18 protein-coding genes are annotated in these 19,142 nt (G+C 63.5%); 3 read left to right on the top strand and 15 right to left on the bottom strand.

The genetic code is table 11. The features are described 5' to 3' along the window. Window positions 1–2: 2 nt before the first annotated feature. Together AC56PL_RS14620 and AC56PL_RS14615 are read left to right on the top strand one after the other, a co-directional pair. The gene (locus AC56PL_RS14620) at window positions 3–1,193 is read left to right on the top strand and encodes an FAS1-like dehydratase domain-containing protein (protein WP_495514388.1); all 1,191 of its coding nucleotides are present in this window, start codon (window positions 3–5) and stop codon (window positions 1,191–1,193) included. A 35-nt stretch (window positions 1,194–1,228) separates the two neighbouring features. After that, a complete protein-coding gene (locus AC56PL_RS14615) occupies window positions 1,229–2,947 on the top strand; it encodes a class I adenylate-forming enzyme family protein (protein WP_497154266.1) in 1,719 nt (572 codons plus the stop codon). An 89-nt stretch (window positions 2,948–3,036) separates the two neighbouring features. Here AC56PL_RS14615 and AC56PL_RS14610 read toward each other — a convergent pair whose 3' ends face one another. Genes AC56PL_RS14610 through AC56PL_RS14590 form a run of 5 tightly spaced genes read right to left on the bottom strand, consistent with a single transcriptional unit; the run spans window position 3,037 to window position 8,291 of the window. Next, entirely contained in the window at window positions 3,037–4,164 is a 1,128-nt protein-coding gene (locus tag AC56PL_RS14610) for an acyl-CoA dehydrogenase family protein (RefSeq protein WP_497154265.1), read from the bottom strand. After that, window positions 4,164–5,378: an acyl-CoA dehydrogenase family protein gene (locus tag AC56PL_RS14605; RefSeq protein WP_497154264.1), complete on the bottom strand. Its 1,215-nt coding sequence runs from the start codon at window positions 5,376–5,378 to the stop codon at window positions 4,164–4,166. The genes AC56PL_RS14610 and AC56PL_RS14605 overlap by 1 nt, the downstream gene beginning before the upstream one ends. After that, on the bottom strand, window positions 5,378–6,157 hold the full coding sequence (locus AC56PL_RS14600) for an enoyl-CoA hydratase/isomerase family protein (RefSeq protein WP_497154309.1): 780 nt from the start codon (window positions 6,155–6,157) through the stop codon (window positions 5,378–5,380). The genes AC56PL_RS14605 and AC56PL_RS14600 overlap by 1 nt, the downstream gene beginning before the upstream one ends. Window positions 6,158–6,174: 17 nt before the next feature. Further along, entirely contained in the window at window positions 6,175–7,146 is a 972-nt protein-coding gene (locus AC56PL_RS14595; protein WP_497154263.1) for an acyl-CoA dehydrogenase family protein, read from the bottom strand. Next, window positions 7,143–8,291 carry an acyl-CoA dehydrogenase family protein gene (locus AC56PL_RS14590; protein ID WP_497154262.1) on the bottom strand — a complete coding sequence of 383 codons (1,149 nt, stop codon included), beginning with the start codon at window positions 8,289–8,291 and terminating at the stop codon, window positions 7,143–7,145. The genes AC56PL_RS14595 and AC56PL_RS14590 overlap by 4 nt, the downstream gene beginning before the upstream one ends. Window positions 8,292–8,385: 94 nt before the next feature. On the opposite strand from AC56PL_RS14590, the gene AC56PL_RS14585 reads away from it, so the two are divergent. Continuing rightward, window positions 8,386–9,189, top strand: coding sequence for a GntR family transcriptional regulator (locus tag AC56PL_RS14585; RefSeq protein ID WP_495514382.1), 804 nt, complete (start codon window positions 8,386–8,388; stop codon window positions 9,187–9,189). Window positions 9,190–9,230: 41 nt separating this feature from the next. Here the strand turns inward: AC56PL_RS14585 and AC56PL_RS14580 are convergent, their stop codons facing one another. The 10 genes from AC56PL_RS14580 to AC56PL_RS14535 form a co-directional block, all read right to left on the bottom strand. Further along, on the bottom strand, window positions 9,231–10,181 hold the full coding sequence (locus AC56PL_RS14580) for an aldo/keto reductase (RefSeq protein WP_497154261.1): 951 nt from the start codon (window positions 10,179–10,181) through the stop codon (window positions 9,231–9,233). Between the two features lie 13 nt (window positions 10,182–10,194). Beyond that, window positions 10,195–12,156, bottom strand: coding sequence for a gamma-glutamyltransferase family protein (locus AC56PL_RS14575; protein WP_497154260.1), 1,962 nt, complete (start codon window positions 12,154–12,156; stop codon window positions 10,195–10,197). An 8-nt stretch (window positions 12,157–12,164) separates the two neighbouring features. Beyond that, on the bottom strand, window positions 12,165–12,470 hold the full coding sequence (locus AC56PL_RS14570; protein WP_497154259.1) for a GlsB/YeaQ/YmgE family stress response membrane protein: 306 nt from the start codon (window positions 12,468–12,470) through the stop codon (window positions 12,165–12,167). Window positions 12,471–12,697: 227 nt separating this feature from the next. After that, window positions 12,698–13,126: a type II toxin-antitoxin system Rv0910 family toxin gene (locus AC56PL_RS14565; RefSeq protein ID WP_495514378.1), complete on the bottom strand. Its 429-nt coding sequence runs from the start codon at window positions 13,124–13,126 to the stop codon at window positions 12,698–12,700. 49 nt (window positions 13,127–13,175) lie between these two features. Further along, window positions 13,176–13,880, bottom strand: a complete 705-nt coding sequence (locus AC56PL_RS14560; protein WP_495514377.1) for a CPBP family glutamic-type intramembrane protease — start codon at window positions 13,878–13,880, stop codon at window positions 13,176–13,178. Next, window positions 13,877–14,968, bottom strand: a complete 1,092-nt coding sequence (locus AC56PL_RS14555; RefSeq protein ID WP_497154258.1) for an NAD(P)H-binding protein — start codon at window positions 14,966–14,968, stop codon at window positions 13,877–13,879. Before AC56PL_RS14555 ends, AC56PL_RS14560 begins: the two co-directional genes overlap by 4 nt. Before the next feature lie 114 nt (window positions 14,969–15,082). Continuing rightward, window positions 15,083–16,144, bottom strand: coding sequence for a glycosyltransferase (locus AC56PL_RS14550; protein ID WP_495514375.1), 1,062 nt, complete (start codon window positions 16,142–16,144; stop codon window positions 15,083–15,085). A gap of 198 nt (window positions 16,145–16,342) precedes the next feature. After that, window positions 16,343–16,732, bottom strand: coding sequence for an SHOCT domain-containing protein (locus AC56PL_RS14545; protein WP_495514374.1), 390 nt, complete (start codon window positions 16,730–16,732; stop codon window positions 16,343–16,345). 153 nt (window positions 16,733–16,885) lie between these two features. Beyond that, entirely contained in the window at window positions 16,886–17,644 is a 759-nt protein-coding gene (locus AC56PL_RS14540; protein ID WP_497154257.1) for an SDR family oxidoreductase, read from the bottom strand. 40 nt (window positions 17,645–17,684) lie between these two features. Beyond that, window positions 17,685–19,106, bottom strand: coding sequence for an LLM class flavin-dependent oxidoreductase (locus AC56PL_RS14535; protein ID WP_497154256.1), 1,422 nt, complete (start codon window positions 19,104–19,106; stop codon window positions 17,685–17,687). Between the last annotated feature and the right edge of the window lie 36 nt (window positions 19,107–19,142).

The following is a 19,142-nucleotide window of genomic DNA, read 5'->3' as shown; positions in this document are numbered from 1 at the left end:
ACATGACCACAAGCGAGACCGAAGCCGTCCAGCTCGACCTGACCGACGTCGACCACCGGGTGGGCAAACCCGTTGGCGGCGGGCAACTCTGGGACCCCTGCAGCACCTCTGACATCCGCCGGTGGGTGATGGCGATGGACAACCCGAACCCCCTGCACTGGGATGAGGAGTTCGCGCGCAACTCGAAGTTCGGTGGGCTCGTGGCACCGCAGTCCATCGCGGTGGGCCTGGACTACGGACACGGGGCGGCGCCGGCCTGTGTGGGGCACATCCCGAACAGCCACCTGATCTTCGGCGGCGAGGAATGGTGGTTCTACGGAACCCCCGTGCGACCGGGTGACAAACTGTTCCAGGACAGGTGGTTTCACGACTACAAGGTGGCCGAGACGAAGTTTGCCGGACCCACCATGTTCTCCCGCGGCGACACCGCCCACAAGAATCAGCACGGGGCGTTGGTCGCCAGGGAGCGGTCGACCGCCATACGCTATCTCGCGGCCGAAGCCACCAAGCGCGGTATGTACGACAACGAGATCGGCGTGGTCAAGAAGTGGACCAATGCAGAGCTACTCGAAGTGGAAAAGCTCCGAGACGACTGGCTGATGTCCAACCGATTGGGCATCTCACCGCACTTCGATGAGGTCAACGTCGGCGACAAACTCCACCGTCGGGTGATCGGTCCACACACCATCGCGAGCTTCACCACCGAATACCGCGCCTTCCTGTTCAACATCTGGGGCACCTTCCAATGGGTTGCACCCGAAGGGGTCGACGATCCCTGGGTCTATCAGGATCCGGGTTGGGTCGAGGGCTTCGGCTTCGACGAGGAGGGCGCCAAGATCGATCCACGCAAACGGGACGGCCTGTACGTCGGCCCCTCGCGTGGACACATCGACGCCGACAAGGCCGGTGAGGTCGGCATGGCACGCGCCTATGGGTACGGCGCCACGATGGGTGCCTGGTGCACCGACTTCCTCGCCAACTGGGCCGGCCACGACGGCATGGTCCGGCACACCAAGGCCGATTTCCGCGGACCCGCGTTCGAGGGCGATGTGACCTACTTCGACGCCGAGATCGTGGACAAAAAGGCCGACTCCGAGTGGGGCGTACCGCTTGTCCAGATCAAGTTGAAGCTCACCAGCCAGGACGGCACCACCCTGGTGACGTGCACTGCCGAGGTCGAACTACCGCTCTGACAGACCCGCACCCAAAGACGACAACGAGGTCAGCCTTGAGTACTCAGATCACCACCGAATCGACCGCCGCAATCTCGGTGGTATCTGGTCCGCCGCTGAGCGAAGAGCCCGGCCTCGGCACTCTCACGATGCCGGGCTTTTTGCGTGAGGTGACCGAGTTGTACGGCGACCGTGAAGCACTGGTGATGCACACCCCCGAGGGTGTCATCCGCTGGTCCTACACCGAGCTGTGGGAACGTGCGGTCGAGGTGGCCCGGGCGCTGCATGCGTCCGGCATCGGCAAGGACGGTCGGGTCGGCGTGCTCATGACCAACCGACCCGAGTGGATCACCGCGGTGTTCGGCACCGCACTCGCCGGTGGTGTGGCCGTCACCCTCAGCACGTTCTCGACCGCCGCCGAGCTGGACCACCTGCTCGGGGTCTCCGGCGTCTCCGTGCTGCTGTTCGACCGCAAGGTGCTCAAAACCGACTACGCGAAGGTGTTGAGAGACCTCGAACCGCAGATCGACGACGCGGCCCCCGGCGAACTCCATTCGTCGAAATACCCTTTCCTGCGCCACCTTGCAGCGGTTGGCGATGGTTCCGATCTACCGGGTGCGATCGAGACCTGGGATGACTTCGTCGCCAGGGGCCAGGCCTCACCGCGCGAGCTGGTCGAGGCCACGGCCGCAGCGGTGAAGCCGAGCGATACTGCGGTGCTGTTCTTCTCGTCGGGATCAACCAGCAAACCGAAGGGCATTTTCAGCGCCCATCGTGGGGTGTCCATACAACTGTGGCGATTCCGACAGCTCTACCACTTCGGCCCGGAAGACAACATTCGGTGTTGGAGCGCGAACGGATTCTTCTGGTCCGGCAATTTCGCGATGGCACTGGGCAATACGCTGTCCAGCGGCGGCTCACTCGTACTGCAGACGACCTTCGATGCCACCGAGGCGCTGGAGCTCATCGAGTCCGAAAAGGTCAACTTCCCCTTCGCCTGGCCGCATCAGTGGGCACAATTCGAATCCGCACCCAACTGGGCCACCGCGGATCTGAGCAGCTTGCGATTCGTCGACCATCGCACCCCGGTGGCACGCCACCCGTCGGTCACAGCGGAGTGGATCGAACCCGGCTACGCCTACGGCAACACCGAAACCTTCACCATCTCAGCCATTTACCCGGCAAACACCACCGAGGAAGAGGCCGGCGGCAGCAGCGGCAAACCACTACCGGGCGTGACGTTCAAGATCGTCGACACGTTGTCCGGCAAGACCGTGCCGGTGGGCGAACGCGGCGAGATCTGCGTCAAGGGGCCGACACTGATGCTCGGCTACCTCGGCACACCACTGAGCGAGTCGGTCGACGACGAGGGCTTCTTCCCCACCGGCGACGGAGGGTACGTCGACGGCGAAGGCCGGTTGTTCTGGGAAGGCCGCCTCACCGACATCATCAAGACCGGTGGCGCCAACGTCTCACCCCTCGAGGTCGATGAGGTTCTGGTGGCGCACCCCGGGGTGAAGGTGACCCGTACCGTCGGAGTCCCCCACGAGACGCTCGGTGAGGTGGTTGTTGCGTGCATCGTCCCGCATGCCGGCGCAGACCTGAAGCCCGACGAGATCCGCGCATACATCAAGGGCGAATTGGCGAGTTACAAAGTGCCCCGCCATGTTCTGTTCTTCACCGATGACGAGATCACTCTGACCGGTAGCTCCAAGATCAAGACCAGCGACATCCGCGACCTCGCAGCGAAAAGGCTCGCCCCCGCACCCCGATGATGTGGGGTTCTGGCGACGTCCAACCATTCGGGTCGAGCTTCGCCTGCGGCTTCGTCTCCGCCTGCGGGTTTCGTCGCCAGAACCGCACACTATCGGAGTCTGGCGGCGAGCGCCTCACGGTGTTGTGCGGGCGAACCGAACAGTGATCGATTCAGGATGGCCCGCTTGAGGTAGACGTGGATGCCACTTTCCCACGTGTAACCCATTCCGCCATGCAGCTGCATCGCACTACCCGCCACCTCGACGGCCATGCCACCGGTGAACGATTTGGCCATCGCGACGGCCACTGCGGCGCCTGGCTGGTCGGTGGCCAGTGCACGTACGGCCGCATCGACGAGCTTCTGCGCGACCGTCACCTGGACGAGCATGTCTGCACAGGCATGTTTGACGGCCTGGAACGACCCGATCTTGCGGCCGAATTGTTCTCGCACCCCGACGTATTCGACAGTTGCCGCCATTGCTGCCTCGCTGAGCCCGAGACTGTCGCAGGCCACACCGAGTGCGGCGCGATCGTGAAGATGTCGCAACGCCTCTGCCCCATCGGTTTCGAACTGCCACACCGAGTCCACCGACACCACCACGTCCTCTGCGGTCACACGACCGAAGCCACGGGTGAGGTCGACGACCGGCTGATCGACAACGAGCAATCCGGCGGTGTTGCGATCAAGGGCCACGACGACGGTCGTGCCGGGTTCATCCGAATCGAGCGCCGGGATCAGAAGCCGGTCGGCAGCAGGTGCACCCAGGACCAGGTCGGCCTCACCGCTGAGCTGCCATCCGGCCTCACTACGGGTGATCCGGAACGGAGTCTGATCGACTTCGTCGAGGTTGTTCTCGCCTTCGACCACAACGATGGGAACCACGTCGCCGGATACGGTGTCGCGCAACAACTGGTCACGACCAGGAGTCGGCGCCAGCAACTCCAGCAGTCCCAGGCTCAACGTTGCGACGGCCGGGTATGGGCCGGTCGTCACCGCCCGGCCCGTTTCTCGGAGCACGACGGCAACCTCGGCAAAGGTCGCATCGGCACCGTCGAAGTCCTCGGCTGCCTCCAACCCCAGCCACCCGGATCCGGCGACCAACTGCCAATCGATCGGCGTACCCACCTCGGCTTTGGCAAGCAGATCGCGTGCCACCGCGCGCAGTTCCCCGTGCAACTCGGAAAGGCTGTGTGGGTCGGAGGAGCTGTGCAGATCGGATAGGTTGTCGGTGGTCATCAGGTTCCTGCCGGTTCTCGCGGCAGGCGCAGGCCTCGCTCGCCGATGATGTTTCGTTGTATTTCACTGGTCCCACCGGGAATGGTCCACTCCCACGATCCGATGAAATCCAGGACCCAGGAACCCGATTCCCATCCGCTCGACAGCGGTTTGCGCAGGTGTGTCTGCGCGGACAGCCCGGCGACCTCGGCGCCGAAGTCGGTCAGCTCCTGCAGCAACTCGCTGTAGAACAGCTTCACGATCGAGGCATCCGCGGGCCCGGGGTGATCATTGGTGGCAAAGTCCGAGCAGAGCAGACGCAGTCCTTCGATCTTCGTCTCCAGCATCGCCAGCCGATCCGCAACCAGCGAATCATTCAGTGGCACAGATCCATCGCGTCGAGGTGTGGAACACTCTTCCACCAACCACCGAAACCCGCCGTGCGCCAGCCGCTCCGACAGTTCGAGCATCGTCATACCGCGTTCGGCACCGAGGGTCTCCTGGGCGACCTGCCAGCCGGCGTTCTCCGGCCCGACGAGGTTCTCGGCCGGAATCACCACATCGTTGAGGAAGATCTCGCAGAAATGTGATTCCCCGGTCGCTTGACGGATGGGCCGGACCTCGACGCCGGGTGTCTGCATGTCGAGCAAAAAGTACGAGATACCGCGCCGTTTGGGGGCATCCGGATCCGTACGGGCCAACAGCAGACACCAATCCGCGTGCAGCGCACCGCTTGCCCAGAGTTTCTGGCCGTTGACGATGTAGTTGTCGCCCCCAACACCATCAGAGACTCTGCGCGCGGATGTCTTGAGTGCCGCCATATCCGAACCCGCGCCGGGTTCGGAGAATCCCTGACACCAGATCTCGCCGCCGAGGATCGCCGGAAGGTGGCGCTGCTGCTGTTTCTCGGTGCCCGCAGCCAGGAGCGTCGACGCCGCGTGGTGGATCGACACGAACGGCAATACCAATCGTGGTGCGTCGTGGGCGGCGAGCTCCTGATAGAGCACTACCTGCTGCTCGACAGTCATGCCGCCACCCCACTGCGCAGGCCAGTGCGGCACGGCGTAACCGGCCTCATTCAGCTCGGCGAACCACTCCTTCTGGAAGCGGACGAACACCTCGTCCGAAACGCCGGTCTGCGCCGCCCGCCAGTCCGCCGGAATATGTGTCACACACCAGTTCCGGACCGTCGCCCGAAAGTCCCCGTTCTGAAAGTCACCGAGTTCCGCTGCCATCAGGGACGCGCCCGTTCCACCAGTGCGAGAAGACGTTTCCGGTGCTCTTCGGTCTGCATCGTGACAACTTCGGCGGCGAACCCGGCCTGCAGTGGTCCGGCCAATGCCTGGCTCAGGTGCATGTTGACGATACGTTTTGTGCTCTGTAGCGCCTCGCGGGGTTGCGCTGCCAGGCGCTGCGCCAGGGCGCCTGCCTGATCGACGAGATCGTCGGGGGCGCAGATTCGGGTGGCGAGCCCGAGTTCGACCGCTGTGGCCGCCGGGATCCGATCGCCGGTGTACAGGTACTCCCTCGACCTCAAGATCGGGGTGAGGAGCGGCCAAAAGGCGGCTCCCCCATCACCGGCGGCCAGGCCGACGGCCACGTGAGGATCGGCGAGATAGGCCTTCTCCGAAATCAGGACGATGTCGCACAGCACCGCGATGCTGCATCCCAGGCCCACGGCCGGGCCGTTGACGGCAGCGATGATCGGGAGTGGGAAACGCAGCATCTCGTCGATGATCTCGGCGCCTTCGCGGATGCTCTCATCGCGGCCGACGGGGTCGTCGAGGAATGAGGTGATCCAGGCGAGATCCCCACCGGCGCTGAACGCCCGGCCGGCACCGGTGAGAATCACGACGGCGGCGTCGCGATCGGCAGCGATCTGCCGCCAGACGTTGGCCAGGGCCCAGTGCAGGTTCTTGTTCACCGCGCCCAGGTCATCGGGACGATTGATGGTCACCGTACGGACCGGGCCTTCACAGGTCACTGTCAATTCGTCGGGCAGGTCGTACTTCACCGGTCCCCCAATGTTTTTCATTGAATGATCGCCACCGGCTCTGGCACCGCGGCAAGGGTGTTGCCGAACAGGCCGGTCAGGCCTTTGCGCCCCACGCGAGAGGTGAGCGCGGCACCGGTTGCGGACAGGCCCAGCGGCAGTCGCCGCAACGGCAGGCTGTACCGCGAGAGCCACGAGAGGGTGGTCTCGTCGCAGAAGCCGGTGGCCCCGTGCAGCTGATGAGCGACGCGGAACACGACGTCGGCCGCCTCCACGACGGCCAACCGTAGCGCCAGTGCATCGTCGACGGCCTCGGCCTGCCCTGCCTCGATGCTCCACAGCGCGTACTTGGCAAGGACTTCCACGCCACTGCGCTCCACCTCAGCATCGGTGAGCTGGAACTGGACACCCTGGAGCTGGGCCAGCGGTCGGCCGAACTGTTCACGCATGAGTACGTGCGCGCGGGTGAGTTCGAGAGCCCGGTCGAGCATGCCCAGAAGCGTCCAGCAGGGCAGCACCAGCCCGAGCGCCAGATCCTTGTCGCCGTTCTTGTCGATCGGTGTAAGCGCCAGCGGTGCAACAAAAGCCGACGTGCGCGGCGGCGCTATCGCAGGCAGCACGGTGACGGCACTGCGCACACCGCTCACTGTGACTGCAGACCATCGCAATTCGATGTCGGAGATCGCAGCTGCCGGACCATGATCGGTGACCACCACCAATCCGTCGACATCGAGGTCAACCGGCTTGGAGAGACGCTCGGCCACGGGATACGGGATCCCCCAATAGCCGGCGCTTCGACACAGCGCAGCAGCCGCCTCGAGCTCATCGATATCTCCGCGAGGATTGAGTTCCCAGGCGCCGAGGCCCGCGAAAACCGAATCCAGGGATCGTTCCCGGCCCGCCGGATCGACCTCTGCTCCTTCGAGAAGCCGGTCACCACCGGCCGCTTCGAAAGCGCGCAACGCCGCAGTGCCGTATTCCGTTGCTTCCGGGCTCAAGTCGATGTTCATGATGCCGCCAGCAGGTTGCGGGCAAGCAGGATCCGTTGCATCTCGATGCTGCCCGACGCAACTGTCGCCGCCTGCGAGTAGCTCCAGTGAGCTTGCACGTCCAGCCGGAATCGTTCTGCCTCTTCACCCGTCAGGGGCGCGTAGGTGGCGAGCTCCGTCAGTACATTGGCGCTGGATTGGTCGAGTGTGGTCACCGCGATCCGGTACAGCGCCGCGTCGGCCGGACGTACCTGCCCCTCGTTCTGCATCGACACCACCCGGTACGCGAGCAATCTGGCCCGTCGGCAGTGGACCAACATCCGGGCCCAGCGGGCGTGGAGTTCGGCAGGCAGATCATCCCATGCGTCACCCAGCACCGCTGGTGCTTCCTGTAGCAAGCGCTCACACCGGGCATACCGGGCGATGCCCACCCGCTCGAATGCGAGGACCTCCTGGACGACTTTCCATCCCTCGTCCACAGTTCCGAGGACATGGGCCTGCGTGACCTTGAGGTCGTTGAAGAAGACCTCGTTGAGGTGGTGAGGGCCCAACATCGCACGGATGGGCCGGACCTCGATGGCCGGATCGGACATCGGCACCAGGAAGACGGTCAGACCGTGCTGCTTTCGCTCACCCGACGAGGTGCGGGCGAGAAGGAAGCACCACTGGGCCATCGTGGCGTACGAGGTCCAGATCTTCTGCCCGGAAATGCTCCACCCGTCGCCCTCACGTCGCGCTGCGGTGCGCAGTGAGGCCAGGTCCGAGCCGGAGCCCGGTTCGCTGAACCCCTGACACCAGATCACCTCACCGCGCGCGATCGGCGGGAGATGCTGCTGCTGTTGCTGTGTTGTCCCGTGACGCATGATTGTCGGCCCGACCCAGTTGACGCCCATGTACTGGGCACCGCGCGGTTCGTGATGTGCCCACATCTCCTCGCGGACCACCGTCTGCTCCCAGACCGAGGCACCCCGCCCGCCGAACTCCTCGGGCCAGGCCATACAGAGCAGGTCACGGTCGGCGAGAAAGCGACAGAAGGCCTGCGCGGTTTCGAGGTCGTCCGGGTCATCGGTGAACGCACCCCGAAACTCTGCCGGAACATTTTCCTTGATCAGCCAGCGGAGGTCGTCGCGGAGCGCGTTCGCCGCCTCACCCAACGTGAAGTCCATGAGAGCACGGTAACTCAATCCTCATAAGGATTGGAATACTTGAATGGTAAGTCTCGGCAGATTAAGCTGGCCGAGTGAATATAAGGTGGCGAGCGTGACATCTGCCCAGAGCCGCCGTGTTCCTCAGCGTCGGATTGCCGAAACCGTTGCCGACGAGCTGCGGGACAACATCCTCGCCGACGACCACTACCGTCTCCCGACCCAGGAACAACTGGTCAAGGATTTCGGGGTCAGCTACCCCTCGATCCGCGAAGCCTTGCGCATCCTGGAGACCGAAGGCCTGGTCACGGTCCGGCGCGGCAACATCGGCGGCGCGGACGTCCACCGCCCCGATGAGACCTCCGCCGCCTACCACCTCGGGCTTTCGCTTCAGGCCGGTCGCGTCACCCTCAAAGACCTCGCCGACGGGCTGCAGATGCTCGAGCCGATGTGCGCCGCAGAATGCGCCAAGCGCGAAGACCGCCTCGAGGTTGTGGTCCCGGCGCTGACCAAGGCCATCGACGAATCCGTCGAGCACATCACCAGCGGCGTCGACTTCACCAACTCCGCCCGCGACTTCCACGACCTCGTCGTGGCGTTCACACCCAACGCGACCATCCGTTATGCCGTCGGCAGCTACGTCGCACTGTGGTCGGCACAGGAAGAAGCCTGGGCAGAAGCCCGCACCCGGCACGGCGAATACCCCTCCCAGATCGAGGCCGAAGGTGCGGTCCACGCCCATCGCCGCCTCGTGGAAGAGATCGCGGCCGGACGGGCCGAGGAGGCCGCACGCTTTGCCCGCGCCCACCTCGCGGCAACACAGGCACTGGTGCTGGAGCGCTATGGCGATCGCGTTGTCAACGCGTCGGCAGCCATGTCCCGACAGACGATCCAGTCGAGCCGGCGGTCCCGCATCTGAGTTTGCCAACGGATGCAGCTCACACCGTGAAGTTTCAAACGTCAGCCCTGACCCACAGCGGCCGAAACAGAATCGAGCTGAAGTAGTTCAGTATCAGTCAGTTCCAGGTCGACCGATGCCAACAGAGCGCCGAGTTGCCCCGGAACCCGGGCGCTGGCGATGGGTGCGACCACGGTCGGTTGTTGGCGTGTCCACGCCAGAGCGACAGTGGCGATCTCCACGTCCCGAGCTTGCGCGATGACCGCCAGCTCGTTGACAACGGCCAAGCCTTCAGCACTGAAGTAGCGGTCGACGATCTTGCTGCGTGCAGCGGCGTCCACGTCGGACTGCGTCCGGTACTTGCCGGTCAGAAAGCCACTGGCCAAAGCCCAGTAGGGCATCACACCCAGGTCGAACCGCTCGGCAAGGGGACGCAGTTCCGACTCGAAGGGCTCTCTGGCAACCAGACTGTAGTGTGGTTGCAGGGCAACCGGTTTCGCGAAGTCGTTCGTTTCGCAGATCGACAACCACTCCGTGATGCGCTCCGGCGAGTAGTTCGAAATACCGAGATGTCGGACCTTGCCGGCTCGAACCAACGCATCGAACGCGCCCAGCGTCTCCTCCAGCGGCACATCGGGATCGTCGTAGTGCGCGTAGTAGAGGTCGATGTGATCGGTCTGCAGGCGGCGCAGGGATGCCTCAGCTGCCTTGGCGATGTTGTCCGGCGCCAATCCCAGAAACTCTGGATGCCGACTCACCTTGGTGGCGAGCACCACGTCGTCTCGCCTGCCACGTGTGGTGAACCACTGCCCGAGGATCGTTTCGGACTCACCACCCGAGTTGCCCGGAATCGAGGCCATGTAGCTGTCCGAGGTGTCGATGAAGTTGCCACCTGCGGAGACGAATTCGTCGAGCACTGCGAACGACGTATCCGCGTCACTGGTCCAGCCAAAGGTGTTGCCGCCCAGATTGAGCGGGAATACGTCGAGGTCAGAGCGTCCGATCCGAGTCATGCCATCTCCAAGGTCATTGGGGGTCGCCCAGGACGATACCCTCGCGACGCGGGTCGGCTCCGCCAGACCAACCCTGGTCCGTGCGTACCAGCGCACTCAGGCCGCTGGACTGATCTGCGACATCCACCTGATGCCCCAACTGCCGAAGCCCCAGGACCAGAGGATCTGCGGCACCATCGTCTGCGGTGTCGATATCCGGGTGCTCGCCGCCGACATTGGTCTTCGGGGTATTCGCGGCACCGAAGTCGACCATTGACACGGCCTGCTGCGGATCCAGGCCCCAATCGATGAGTCCCACCAGGGTTTTCACCACGAACTGAATGATCACCGAGCCCCCTGGCGATCCGAGTACCATCTCCAGCTCGCCGCGTTGATCGCCCTGCGGTTCAGCGAAGACGAGCGTCGGTGCCATCGAGCTGCGTGGTCGCTTGTTCGGTTCCACCCGATTCGCCAACGGAAGGCCCTGCCCGTCAACCGGTTCCGCTGAGAAGTCGGTGAGCTGATTGTTGAGGATGAAACCATCGACCATGTGGAATGACCCGAACGCCGACTCGACCGTGGTCGTCATCGACGCCGCGTTCCCATCCTTGTCGACGACGGAGACATGACTGGTGCCGTGTTCGACTCCGGCGTACCAGCCCATGGGTTCACCGGCGTCGAATGCACCGGCGGTAGCGGTACCCATGGATCGTTCCGGATCTATCAGCGCAGCGCGGTCTTTGAGATACGCGGGGTCGAGCAGCGCATCCGAGTTCCCACCCGGTAGCGGCACAAAATCTGAGTCGGCGATGTACTTGTCCCGATCGGCATAGGCCAGACGCTCGGCCTCGGCGATCAAGTGCACCCCTGACACAGAGGGCTCGCCACCATTGGCGTCGACTGCGGTCGGACCGTACTGGTCGAGGGGAAAGTTCGAGAGAATGCCGAGCGTGGAAGCCACGGCCAGACCGCCGGAGGACGGGTTCGGCATTCCGCACACCTGGTTGTCGCGATATCCGACACATATCGGTTCACGAACCTTGGCGTCGTAGTTCGCCAGGTCGTCGAGTGTGATCAGCGACGGCGTCATCCCGTTCTCGGTCGAGCCCGCCTTCGCAACAACGGATTCCGCGATGGGACCGGTGTAGAACGCGTCGGCTCCCTCTGTTGCGATAACGCCCAGGGTTTTCGAGTATGCGGGATTCGTCAACACGGTCCCGGCGGGCTTGGCGGTCCCGTCGGGATTCAAGAAGTACTCACTGGCGGCCGGGTCGGCGGCCAGTTCTTTGGCCGAGGCAGCGATGGCTGCAGCCATCCGGGGACTGATCTCGAATCCGCTGTCGGCCAATCGCGTCGCGGATCCGAACAGGCTCTGCCAATCGGCACTTCCGTGCTCGTTGTGGACGTCTTCGAGGAGTCGCAACACCCCTGGCACGCCGATGGATCGGCCACTCGCACGCGTATTCGGCACGGGTTCGGTCTGGTTGGCGTCGTCGACCCAGCGAAGATAGTTCTCCGTGGCGGCGGCAGGCGCCACCTCACGACCGTCGTAGGCCTGGACCGATCCGTCTTCTGCGTCGTAATACAGCGCGAAAGCGCCGCCGCCGATACCCGAACTCTGCGGCTCCACCAGACCCAGCATCATCTGGGCTGCGACCAAAGCGTCACCCGCGCTTCCCCCGTCGGCCAAGACCTCGCACGCCGCCTCGGTGGCCAGCGGATTCGCGGTGGCCGCGGCGAACGACTCCGTCTGCACCGCGACCATATCGCTGCGATAACCGGTGGCGACCTCGGGATTTGTCGAAATATCCTGCGTTGCAGTCGCGCCCGGGTTCGGCGATGCGGCAGGGGCAACCGAATCGGGTGCCGAGTCCGTCGGGATGGCGCAGACGTCAGCGGACTGGGCGTCTTCGTTCGACGGCGTCGAACAGGACACCGTCAGTAAGAGTGCGACCACCGCCGCCGTAACGCCGCCGACCCGACGGACCCGAACCACCGGCGGTTCTACCTTCTGACCTTCTTCACGATCCACAACAGGATCACCGAACCGAGCAGCGCCGTGAGGAATGTGAAGAACCATCCACCGCTTGCAGTGTCAAAGGCGAAACTCAGGAGGAAGCCACCGAGGAAGGCGCCGATCACACCGACGACGATGTTCAGCAGGATGCCCATATCCTTGTCGGTTCCCATGAACTTGCTGGCGATCCAACCGGCGAGACCGCCGATGATGATGTAGCCGACGATGCCCACCGACGTGGTGGTTGTCGACCGCTCGGCCAAGACCTCGACTGCTTGATACGTGGTACTCACGATTCTCCCTACTTCGGTGAGGGGCTTCTGGTTGCCCACCGCGGGCGACCAGGCCTCCCCCGTGGACTGCCCGCTGGCCCAGAATCGTAAACCTCGGGCAGGCGAGACAGTGATTCCCAGTCTGGTCTACGGGATCGTTGTCCGTCCCACGACTCGCAGAACCCGTCAGACCGCAGGCCTGAACCCATCCGCGTCGCAACCCCGTCGACGCCGGATCACACACGACTTCAGCGCAGCGCCACCAGGTTTGCCACCGAACTGCGAACGTCGGAATCGATGACCCTGGCGACAAGATTGCCGATCGGGCCGTTCAGCACGCCACCGCTGATCGATGCGCCCAGGTCGAAGACCGAGCCGTCACCTTCAGGAGTCACCTTCAACTCGATGTCGATGTGAACACCACCACGTCCACGCCCGGAGAGTTCGAGGAGTTGAGGTTTCTCGTACCGCGTCACCGTCCAATGGATCGTGTTGCGGAAACCTTTGACCTTTATCAGGGACGAGACCTTCGTCCCCAGCTCGACCTCTGCAGGCACCGGGCTCTTCCATCCCGCAAAGATCGTCATCCACTCGTCGAACCTGCTCAGATCCGACGCCATCGCCCACGCGGCATCCGGTTTCAGATCGGACCGCACCGAGACATCCACACCAGCCATATACAAACCTCTCCATCATCGTTGTCGTCCCGAGCGCCGGGAACCGGTATCAAAACAGCTGTGGCAGAACCAGAACCATCACTATCGTCCATAAGACATGGGTGAAGATCGGAGCCAGGACCCCGGCTGTTGCCCGACGTTCGAGGGCACAGACCAGACCCAGCAGAATCGCCGCGAAACCCAGCATCGGATTGCCACTGGCGAGCGTTGCGATCACATAGATGACCGTCGAGAAGATCACCGGTGCATAACCTTTGAGCGCGGAGTAGACAGCGCCCCGGAAGAACATCTCCTCGGCGATGCCGTTGACGATCGCGGTCGAGAGCACCAGCGCGATACCACCGCTGTCGGCATGATCGAGAACGTCGGCGATGAAGTCGCGCAGCGGCGGGATCTCCCGCGTCACGAGACCACCAACCACAAAGATCGCACCGAGGACGAGGCCGGCCACGGCCCCGATCACGGCCGCACGCACCGGACCACCACGCGGCGGCGGGTACGCACCGAGCCGTAACCGGCCCGACAACAGCGCGCCCACCGTCCATACTGCAGCGAGGGCAAATGTCATGGGATAGAAAGCCGAATCACCCGGTTCGATCGACAGGGAGATACCCAGGAATACGCTGCCGACGATCAGGACGACGACAACGACGATTCGACGCCACAGCACGGCCCGCCGCGACTCCGGCGGTTCTGCGGAATCGTCTTGGACTGTGCCGACCAGGAACTCGAACTTCTCTGGCAATGCGATCACAGCGCGCGCCACAACTTGTCGAGGCCGGTGGTGCCGGCCACTGCACCCACCACCGTGCGGACCGGTGCGACGACACGGTCGCGCACAGCCCTTTTCACCCGCATCAGATCTCCACCGGCCCAGGAGGGGTCGGTGTCGGCGAGGTGGTGGATGTCGGCCAGTTCGTCCACCGGCCGAGGCATCGGGCTCTGGACCGACCGACGCACCGCTTCTCGGATGGTCAACAGCCCTCCTGGCGGATCGGGGACGTGATCGCGAATCGTGTGCTCCGAGGCTCTCATCGGATGGTCCAACGAGCGCACGAGATCCGAGGCGAGACCACTGGGCACCGGCACCAGAAGACCCCCGATGAAACCGGCAAGCCGGACATCGACGCCCGGCATCACCACCCCCACCCGTGGCGACCCGGTCGCGCGCAGGTATGCGAACAACAGTGAGCTGTACGACGAGTTCTCTGCGCTGGCGATGTCGTAATACCCGGGCGGCACCGTTTCAAACGCGGAGGCTGCGAGGTAGTGGACGGCGTCGCGCACCGAGATGGGATCCATCGGGTTGTCCACCCACGAAGGGAGCGGGATCACAGCAAGCCGATCGGACATGTAGCGCACCATCTCGAACGAAGTCGAACCGGCACCGATCACCACGGCGGCCCGCAGCCAGACCAATTCGGGGCCGCCCTCGCTGTCGAGCGCGCGACCTACTTCGGCTCGACTCTCCAGGTGTTCCGAAAGCTCGTCGTCATGAGGTACGAATCCGCCGAGATAGACGATGCGCCCCACCTGGTGATCACGCGCCGCCGCTGCCACATTCTGCGCTGCCGACTCGTCGTCTCTGCGGAAGTTCTTCTGTCCGATCCCGTGGACCAGGTAATACACGACGTCGATCGGTCCTGCCGCATTCAGTCCGGCGCGCACCGATTCGGGATTCATTGCGTCCAGTTCTATGGTGCGGACGTCGTCGGACCACCCGAACTGCTTCAGCCTGTTCAGATTCCGCGATGCGGCCACCACGTCGTGCCCGGCCGCGAGCAGCGCCGTGACCAGTCGGGCGCCGATATAGCCCGTTGCTCCCAGTACAAGTATTCGCATGTCATGGCCGTCCGTTGGATCTGCGCGGTCTTTCGATGGCGTGCCCCTGTACTGGAGCCGATGTGCCTCATGCTTAGCATCCGAACCCACCGAACGCAGAACTCGAAGGATCCGTCAGGTCCCGAATCGGCGCCACCGACGCCACCCGATGCGGTAACGCAGCTCCCAGTCCAACTTCGCCAGCCCCCGATCCATCCGGTGGGACCGCCCCTCCAACCGCCGTTGATATGCGCGCCATTCACGCGACTGGCGCACCGGTGGCCACAACTCCGCGGCGACCCGAGTATATTCGGCAAGCAAACCGTCCGAATCATCTGCCCCGCAGTCGAGTTCGTGGTTGGCACGGCGAACCGCCTCTTTGGCCTGCGCCCGCCTACTCATGTTTTCCAAGCCCGCGATCTCGGGGATCGCGGCCCCTTCTTCTTCGAAAAATGTCGCAAACGCGCGGCGGCGTTCTCGAAGATCGGTGAGATCGCCCTTGAAATCAGTCAGGTGCATGTTCTGACCATGAACTCGATAGAACGCCTGATCACTCCCGTTGACCCGGCCGACCGAACCTCGCAGTGCAGCGTGCAACCAGATCTTGAAGTCCGCGGCGTGCGGATGATCGGGATCGAAGCCCCCGAGTTCGTCCATGACCGTGCGGCGCATCACCACTTCAGGACTGACGACGAGTCCGTTCCCACGCCGACAGACCCGTTCGATCCATTCGGGCCCCGACCACACCGTCCAGCTGCGCACGTCACTGGTCACAGGAGGAGGGGCGTCTTCGAAATACTGCGGAAACCCGTACACGAAGGCAACATCCGGGCGGGCTTCGAGTAGTGCGACCGCGCGAGTCAACGCGCCGTCCGGCAGCAGGTCGTCGGCTGACAACAGCACGACGTATTTTCCGCGTGCGACCTTGAGTCCGTCGTTGTACGTCGCGATGTGTCCTTGGTTGGTCTCGTGCACCAGGCAACTCACCCGAGAGTCACCGACCGCCAAAGATTGTGCGACAGCCGCACTGTCGTCAGGCGATGCGTCGTCGACGATCAGCACGTCAACATCGATCCCGGGTTGGTTCAACGCAGAGTTCACTGCATCGGGCAGGTATTTTCCGTATTTGTAACAGGGAATCACCACCGAAACCGTTGGCGCACCGGTCAGCAATCTCGGTTTCAGACGCTCAGCCATGCACTAGGCTCCCATCCCCCGGTCAGGCCTTTGCTCCGCGGCCGATAGGGCCCTGACTCATCGGTCGGAATACTACAAGACGAATCGATGCGATGGTTGACGCCGCTTTACACGTAGGTGCACTGGTCACACCAACATTCCAGGCACCGGACGCGTGAGCATTCGGTGCCTGGAATGGAGGTGGTTGGTACGCGTGGATTACGCCGCTGCGAGCGCCTTTGCCTTCAGGTGCTGGAACTCATCCTCGGTGATCGTGCCTGCATCCAGTAGCGCCTTCGCGGACGCGATCTGATCTGCGGGCCCCGCGGTTCCGGCGGTCTGCTTGATGTAGGTTTCCGCCTGCTTCTGTGCCTCGAGCTGGGCCTCACGCGCCCGCTCAGACATTCCGCGACCACGCGCGATGAGGTAGACGAAGAGGGTTATGTACGGCAACAAGACCAAGAACAGAATCCAAACTGCCTTGACCCAACCGGACGTCTTGTGGTCACGAAACAGATCTATCAAAACGTTGAAAAGAATCATCAAATACGCAATGAAGGCGAAAATCACCAACGTGTACCAGATGAAGTCCCAGAATGAATCCCACATAGCCCGCGTGCTCCTTGCTCGGCAGATCGCCGGCTATCGGCGACCAATGAATCATCGCACGTCAGCGATCGAAATCCACGTTATAACGCGAGCAGATTTGTGCCCTATTCGAAGCTTCGCTAATCAAATGGTGAACGCTCTGCAACAAATCGGTCAACGCGTGGTGGATATGCCACCATCAACGGGAATCACCGCGCCGGTGAGATAGGCACCCGCCCGGCTCGTCAGGTAGACGACGGCACCGACCACGTCGTCAGGACGACCGATGCGGCCGAGCGGGGTACTCGACTCGATCTCGTCGCGTCGCTCTTCCAACATCGCCCGCATCATGCGGGATTCGAAAGGTCCAGGCGCGATGGCGTTTACGGTGATGTTCCGAGAACTCAGATGACTCGCCAGATGACGGGTGAGCTGGTGTACCGCGGCCTTGGCCGCCGAGTACGAATACGACGGGGTCTGCGGCACCCGGATCCCGTCGATGCTTCCGATCATCACAACCCTTGAAGGGTCCTGCGACGTGGCGGCCCGGTCCAGCGCAGGCAACAAAGCCTGCGTCAACAGAAAGGGCGCACGAACATTCAGCCCGAGTACCTTGTCAAAGGCCGACGACGGGAACTCGTCTACCGGAGCACCCCAGGTGGCTCCGGCATTGTTCACCAGGATGTCCAGCGAATTCACCTGACCCAGAACATCTTGCGCGAGTTTTGTACACCCCTCGGGTGTCGACAGATCAGCCTTGATGGCGATCAACCCTGCTTCGGAAGCCTTCTCGAGCGCATCGGGCTTGCGGCCGGCGATGATCACCCGGACCCCACGCTCGTGGAGACCATGGGCGATCATCGCGCCGATCCCGCTGGTACCTCCGGTGACCAGGGCAGTTTTTCCGCTGACGTCGAACAGATCGGTAGTCATGCTCTGTTGATACCAAGCCTGCCCCCACAAAGTGCGGGAATCAGCCTTGCACACCAACCCCGTCACGTACCGAGTCGTCGATGGTGGAATTGACCCCACCCACTCGGTAGGTGGCGGCGCGGTGGTGGTCGGGCAACAGGTCGCCCTTGCCGAAGAGCTTGTGCCGCAATGTACCCGGCACATACTCGCGGTCATAGGCACCGCGCGCCTCGAGAGCCGGGACCACGTGGTCGATGACATCGGTGAAGGTACCCGGGGTCACGGCATACGCGAGGTTGAAGCCGTCGACGTCGGTGAATTCCGCCCACTCGAGCAATTGCGCGGCGACACTCTCACCCGAGCCGACCAGCACGGGGCCCATACCGCCGATGCCGCCCCAGGCCGCGATGTCGCGGACCGTCCATTCCTTGAGGTCACCGGAGGCCTGGCTGAAAGCGGCCACCGCCGACTGGATCGCATTGCTGTGGACATTGCCGATCGGCTCGTCGAGGTCGTACTCCGACAGGTCGATTCCCATCCAGCCCGACATGAACACCAACGCGCCCTCGGCGCTGGCGTAGCGCTGGTATTCCTCCGCCTTCGCCTGCGCGGCGTCGTCTGTCTCGTCGGTGATGATGGTCAGCAGCGTGTAGATGCGGGCGTCGTAGGCATCGCGTCCGGCAGCGACCAGCTCCTGTCGGATGTTCGTAACCAGTGTGCGCAGAAGCTCTTTGGTGGGTGCACCGACAAACACGGCTTCGGCGTTCTGGGCGGCGAACTTCACGCCGCGCGGTGACGCCCCGGCCTGATAGATCACCGGCGAACCCTGCGGCGACGGTTCAGACAGATGGATGCCCGGCACGCTGAAATGCTCACCGCGATGGCCGATGTGGTGAACTTTCGCCGGATCGGCGAACACGCCGTGGTCTTTGTCGCGGCGCACCGCATCACGCTCCCAGGAGCCCTCCCACAACTTGTAGAGCACTTCGAGGTACTCGTCGGCATGGTCGTATCGGGCGTCGTGCTCGAGTTGATCGACCTCGCCCATGTTCCGGGCCGCCGAGGGCAGGTAACCGGTGACCACATTCCAGCCGATCCGACCGCGGGTCAGGTGATCGAGGGTCGAGAGCCGACGCGCAAACGGGTACGGGTGCTCGAACCCGGTGCCCGCGGTGATCCCGAAACCGAGGTGCCCGGTGGCGTGGGCCATCGCCGAAACCAGAAGCAGCGGATCGGCGACCGGGATCTGAGCGCCCTGACGGATCGCCGCCTCATCGGTACCGGCGTAGACGTCATATGTGCCGAGAACATCGGCGATGAAGAGGCCGTCGAAACCACCGGTCTCCAGGACTTTCGCCAGGTCGACCCAGTAGTCGAGTGTGTTGTAGTCCCACGACCGGTCCTGCGGATGACGCCACAGGCCTGGCGATTGGTGGGCGACGCAGTTCATGTCGAACGCGTTGAACCGGATCTTGCGGGACATCGGTAACCGACCTCTCAACTCGTACATGGCCGAAGT

Source organism: Williamsia sp. Y721 (assembly GCF_059683565.1).
This window is presented reverse-complemented; position numbering and strand designations above follow the sequence as displayed.

Coding starts and splice junctions, on each gene's coding strand:
- AC56PL_RS14620 (WP_495514388.1), top strand. CDS start 3: ATGACCACAAGCGAGACCGAAGCCGTCCAGCTCGACCTGACCGACGTC.
- AC56PL_RS14610 (WP_497154265.1), bottom strand. CDS start 4,164: ATGACCACCGACAACCTATCCGATCTGCACAGCTCCTCCGACCCACAC.
- AC56PL_RS14605 (WP_497154264.1), bottom strand. CDS start 5,378: ATGGCAGCGGAACTCGGTGACTTTCAGAACGGGGACTTTCGGGCGACG.
- AC56PL_RS14595 (WP_497154263.1), bottom strand. CDS start 7,146: ATGAACATCGACTTGAGCCCGGAAGCAACGGAATACGGCACTGCGGCG.
- AC56PL_RS14590 (WP_497154262.1), bottom strand. CDS start 8,291: ATGGACTTCACGTTGGGTGAGGCGGCGAACGCGCTCCGCGACGACCTC.
- AC56PL_RS14580 (WP_497154261.1), bottom strand. CDS start 10,181: ATGACTCGGATCGGACGCTCTGACCTCGACGTATTCCCGCTCAATCTG.
- AC56PL_RS14565 (WP_495514378.1), bottom strand. CDS start 13,126: ATGGCTGGTGTGGATGTCTCGGTGCGGTCCGATCTGAAACCGGATGCC.
- AC56PL_RS14555 (WP_497154258.1), bottom strand. CDS start 14,968: ATGCGAATACTTGTACTGGGAGCAACGGGCTATATCGGCGCCCGACTG.
- AC56PL_RS14550 (WP_495514375.1), bottom strand. CDS start 16,144: ATGGCTGAGCGTCTGAAACCGAGATTGCTGACCGGTGCGCCAACGGTT.
- AC56PL_RS14545 (WP_495514374.1), bottom strand. CDS start 16,732: ATGTGGGATTCATTCTGGGACTTCATCTGGTACACGTTGGTGATTTTC.
- AC56PL_RS14540 (WP_497154257.1), bottom strand. CDS start 17,644: ATGACTACCGATCTGTTCGACGTCAGCGGAAAAACTGCCCTGGTCACC.
- AC56PL_RS14535 (WP_497154256.1), bottom strand. CDS start 19,106: ATGTCCCGCAAGATCCGGTTCAACGCGTTCGACATGAACTGCGTCGCC.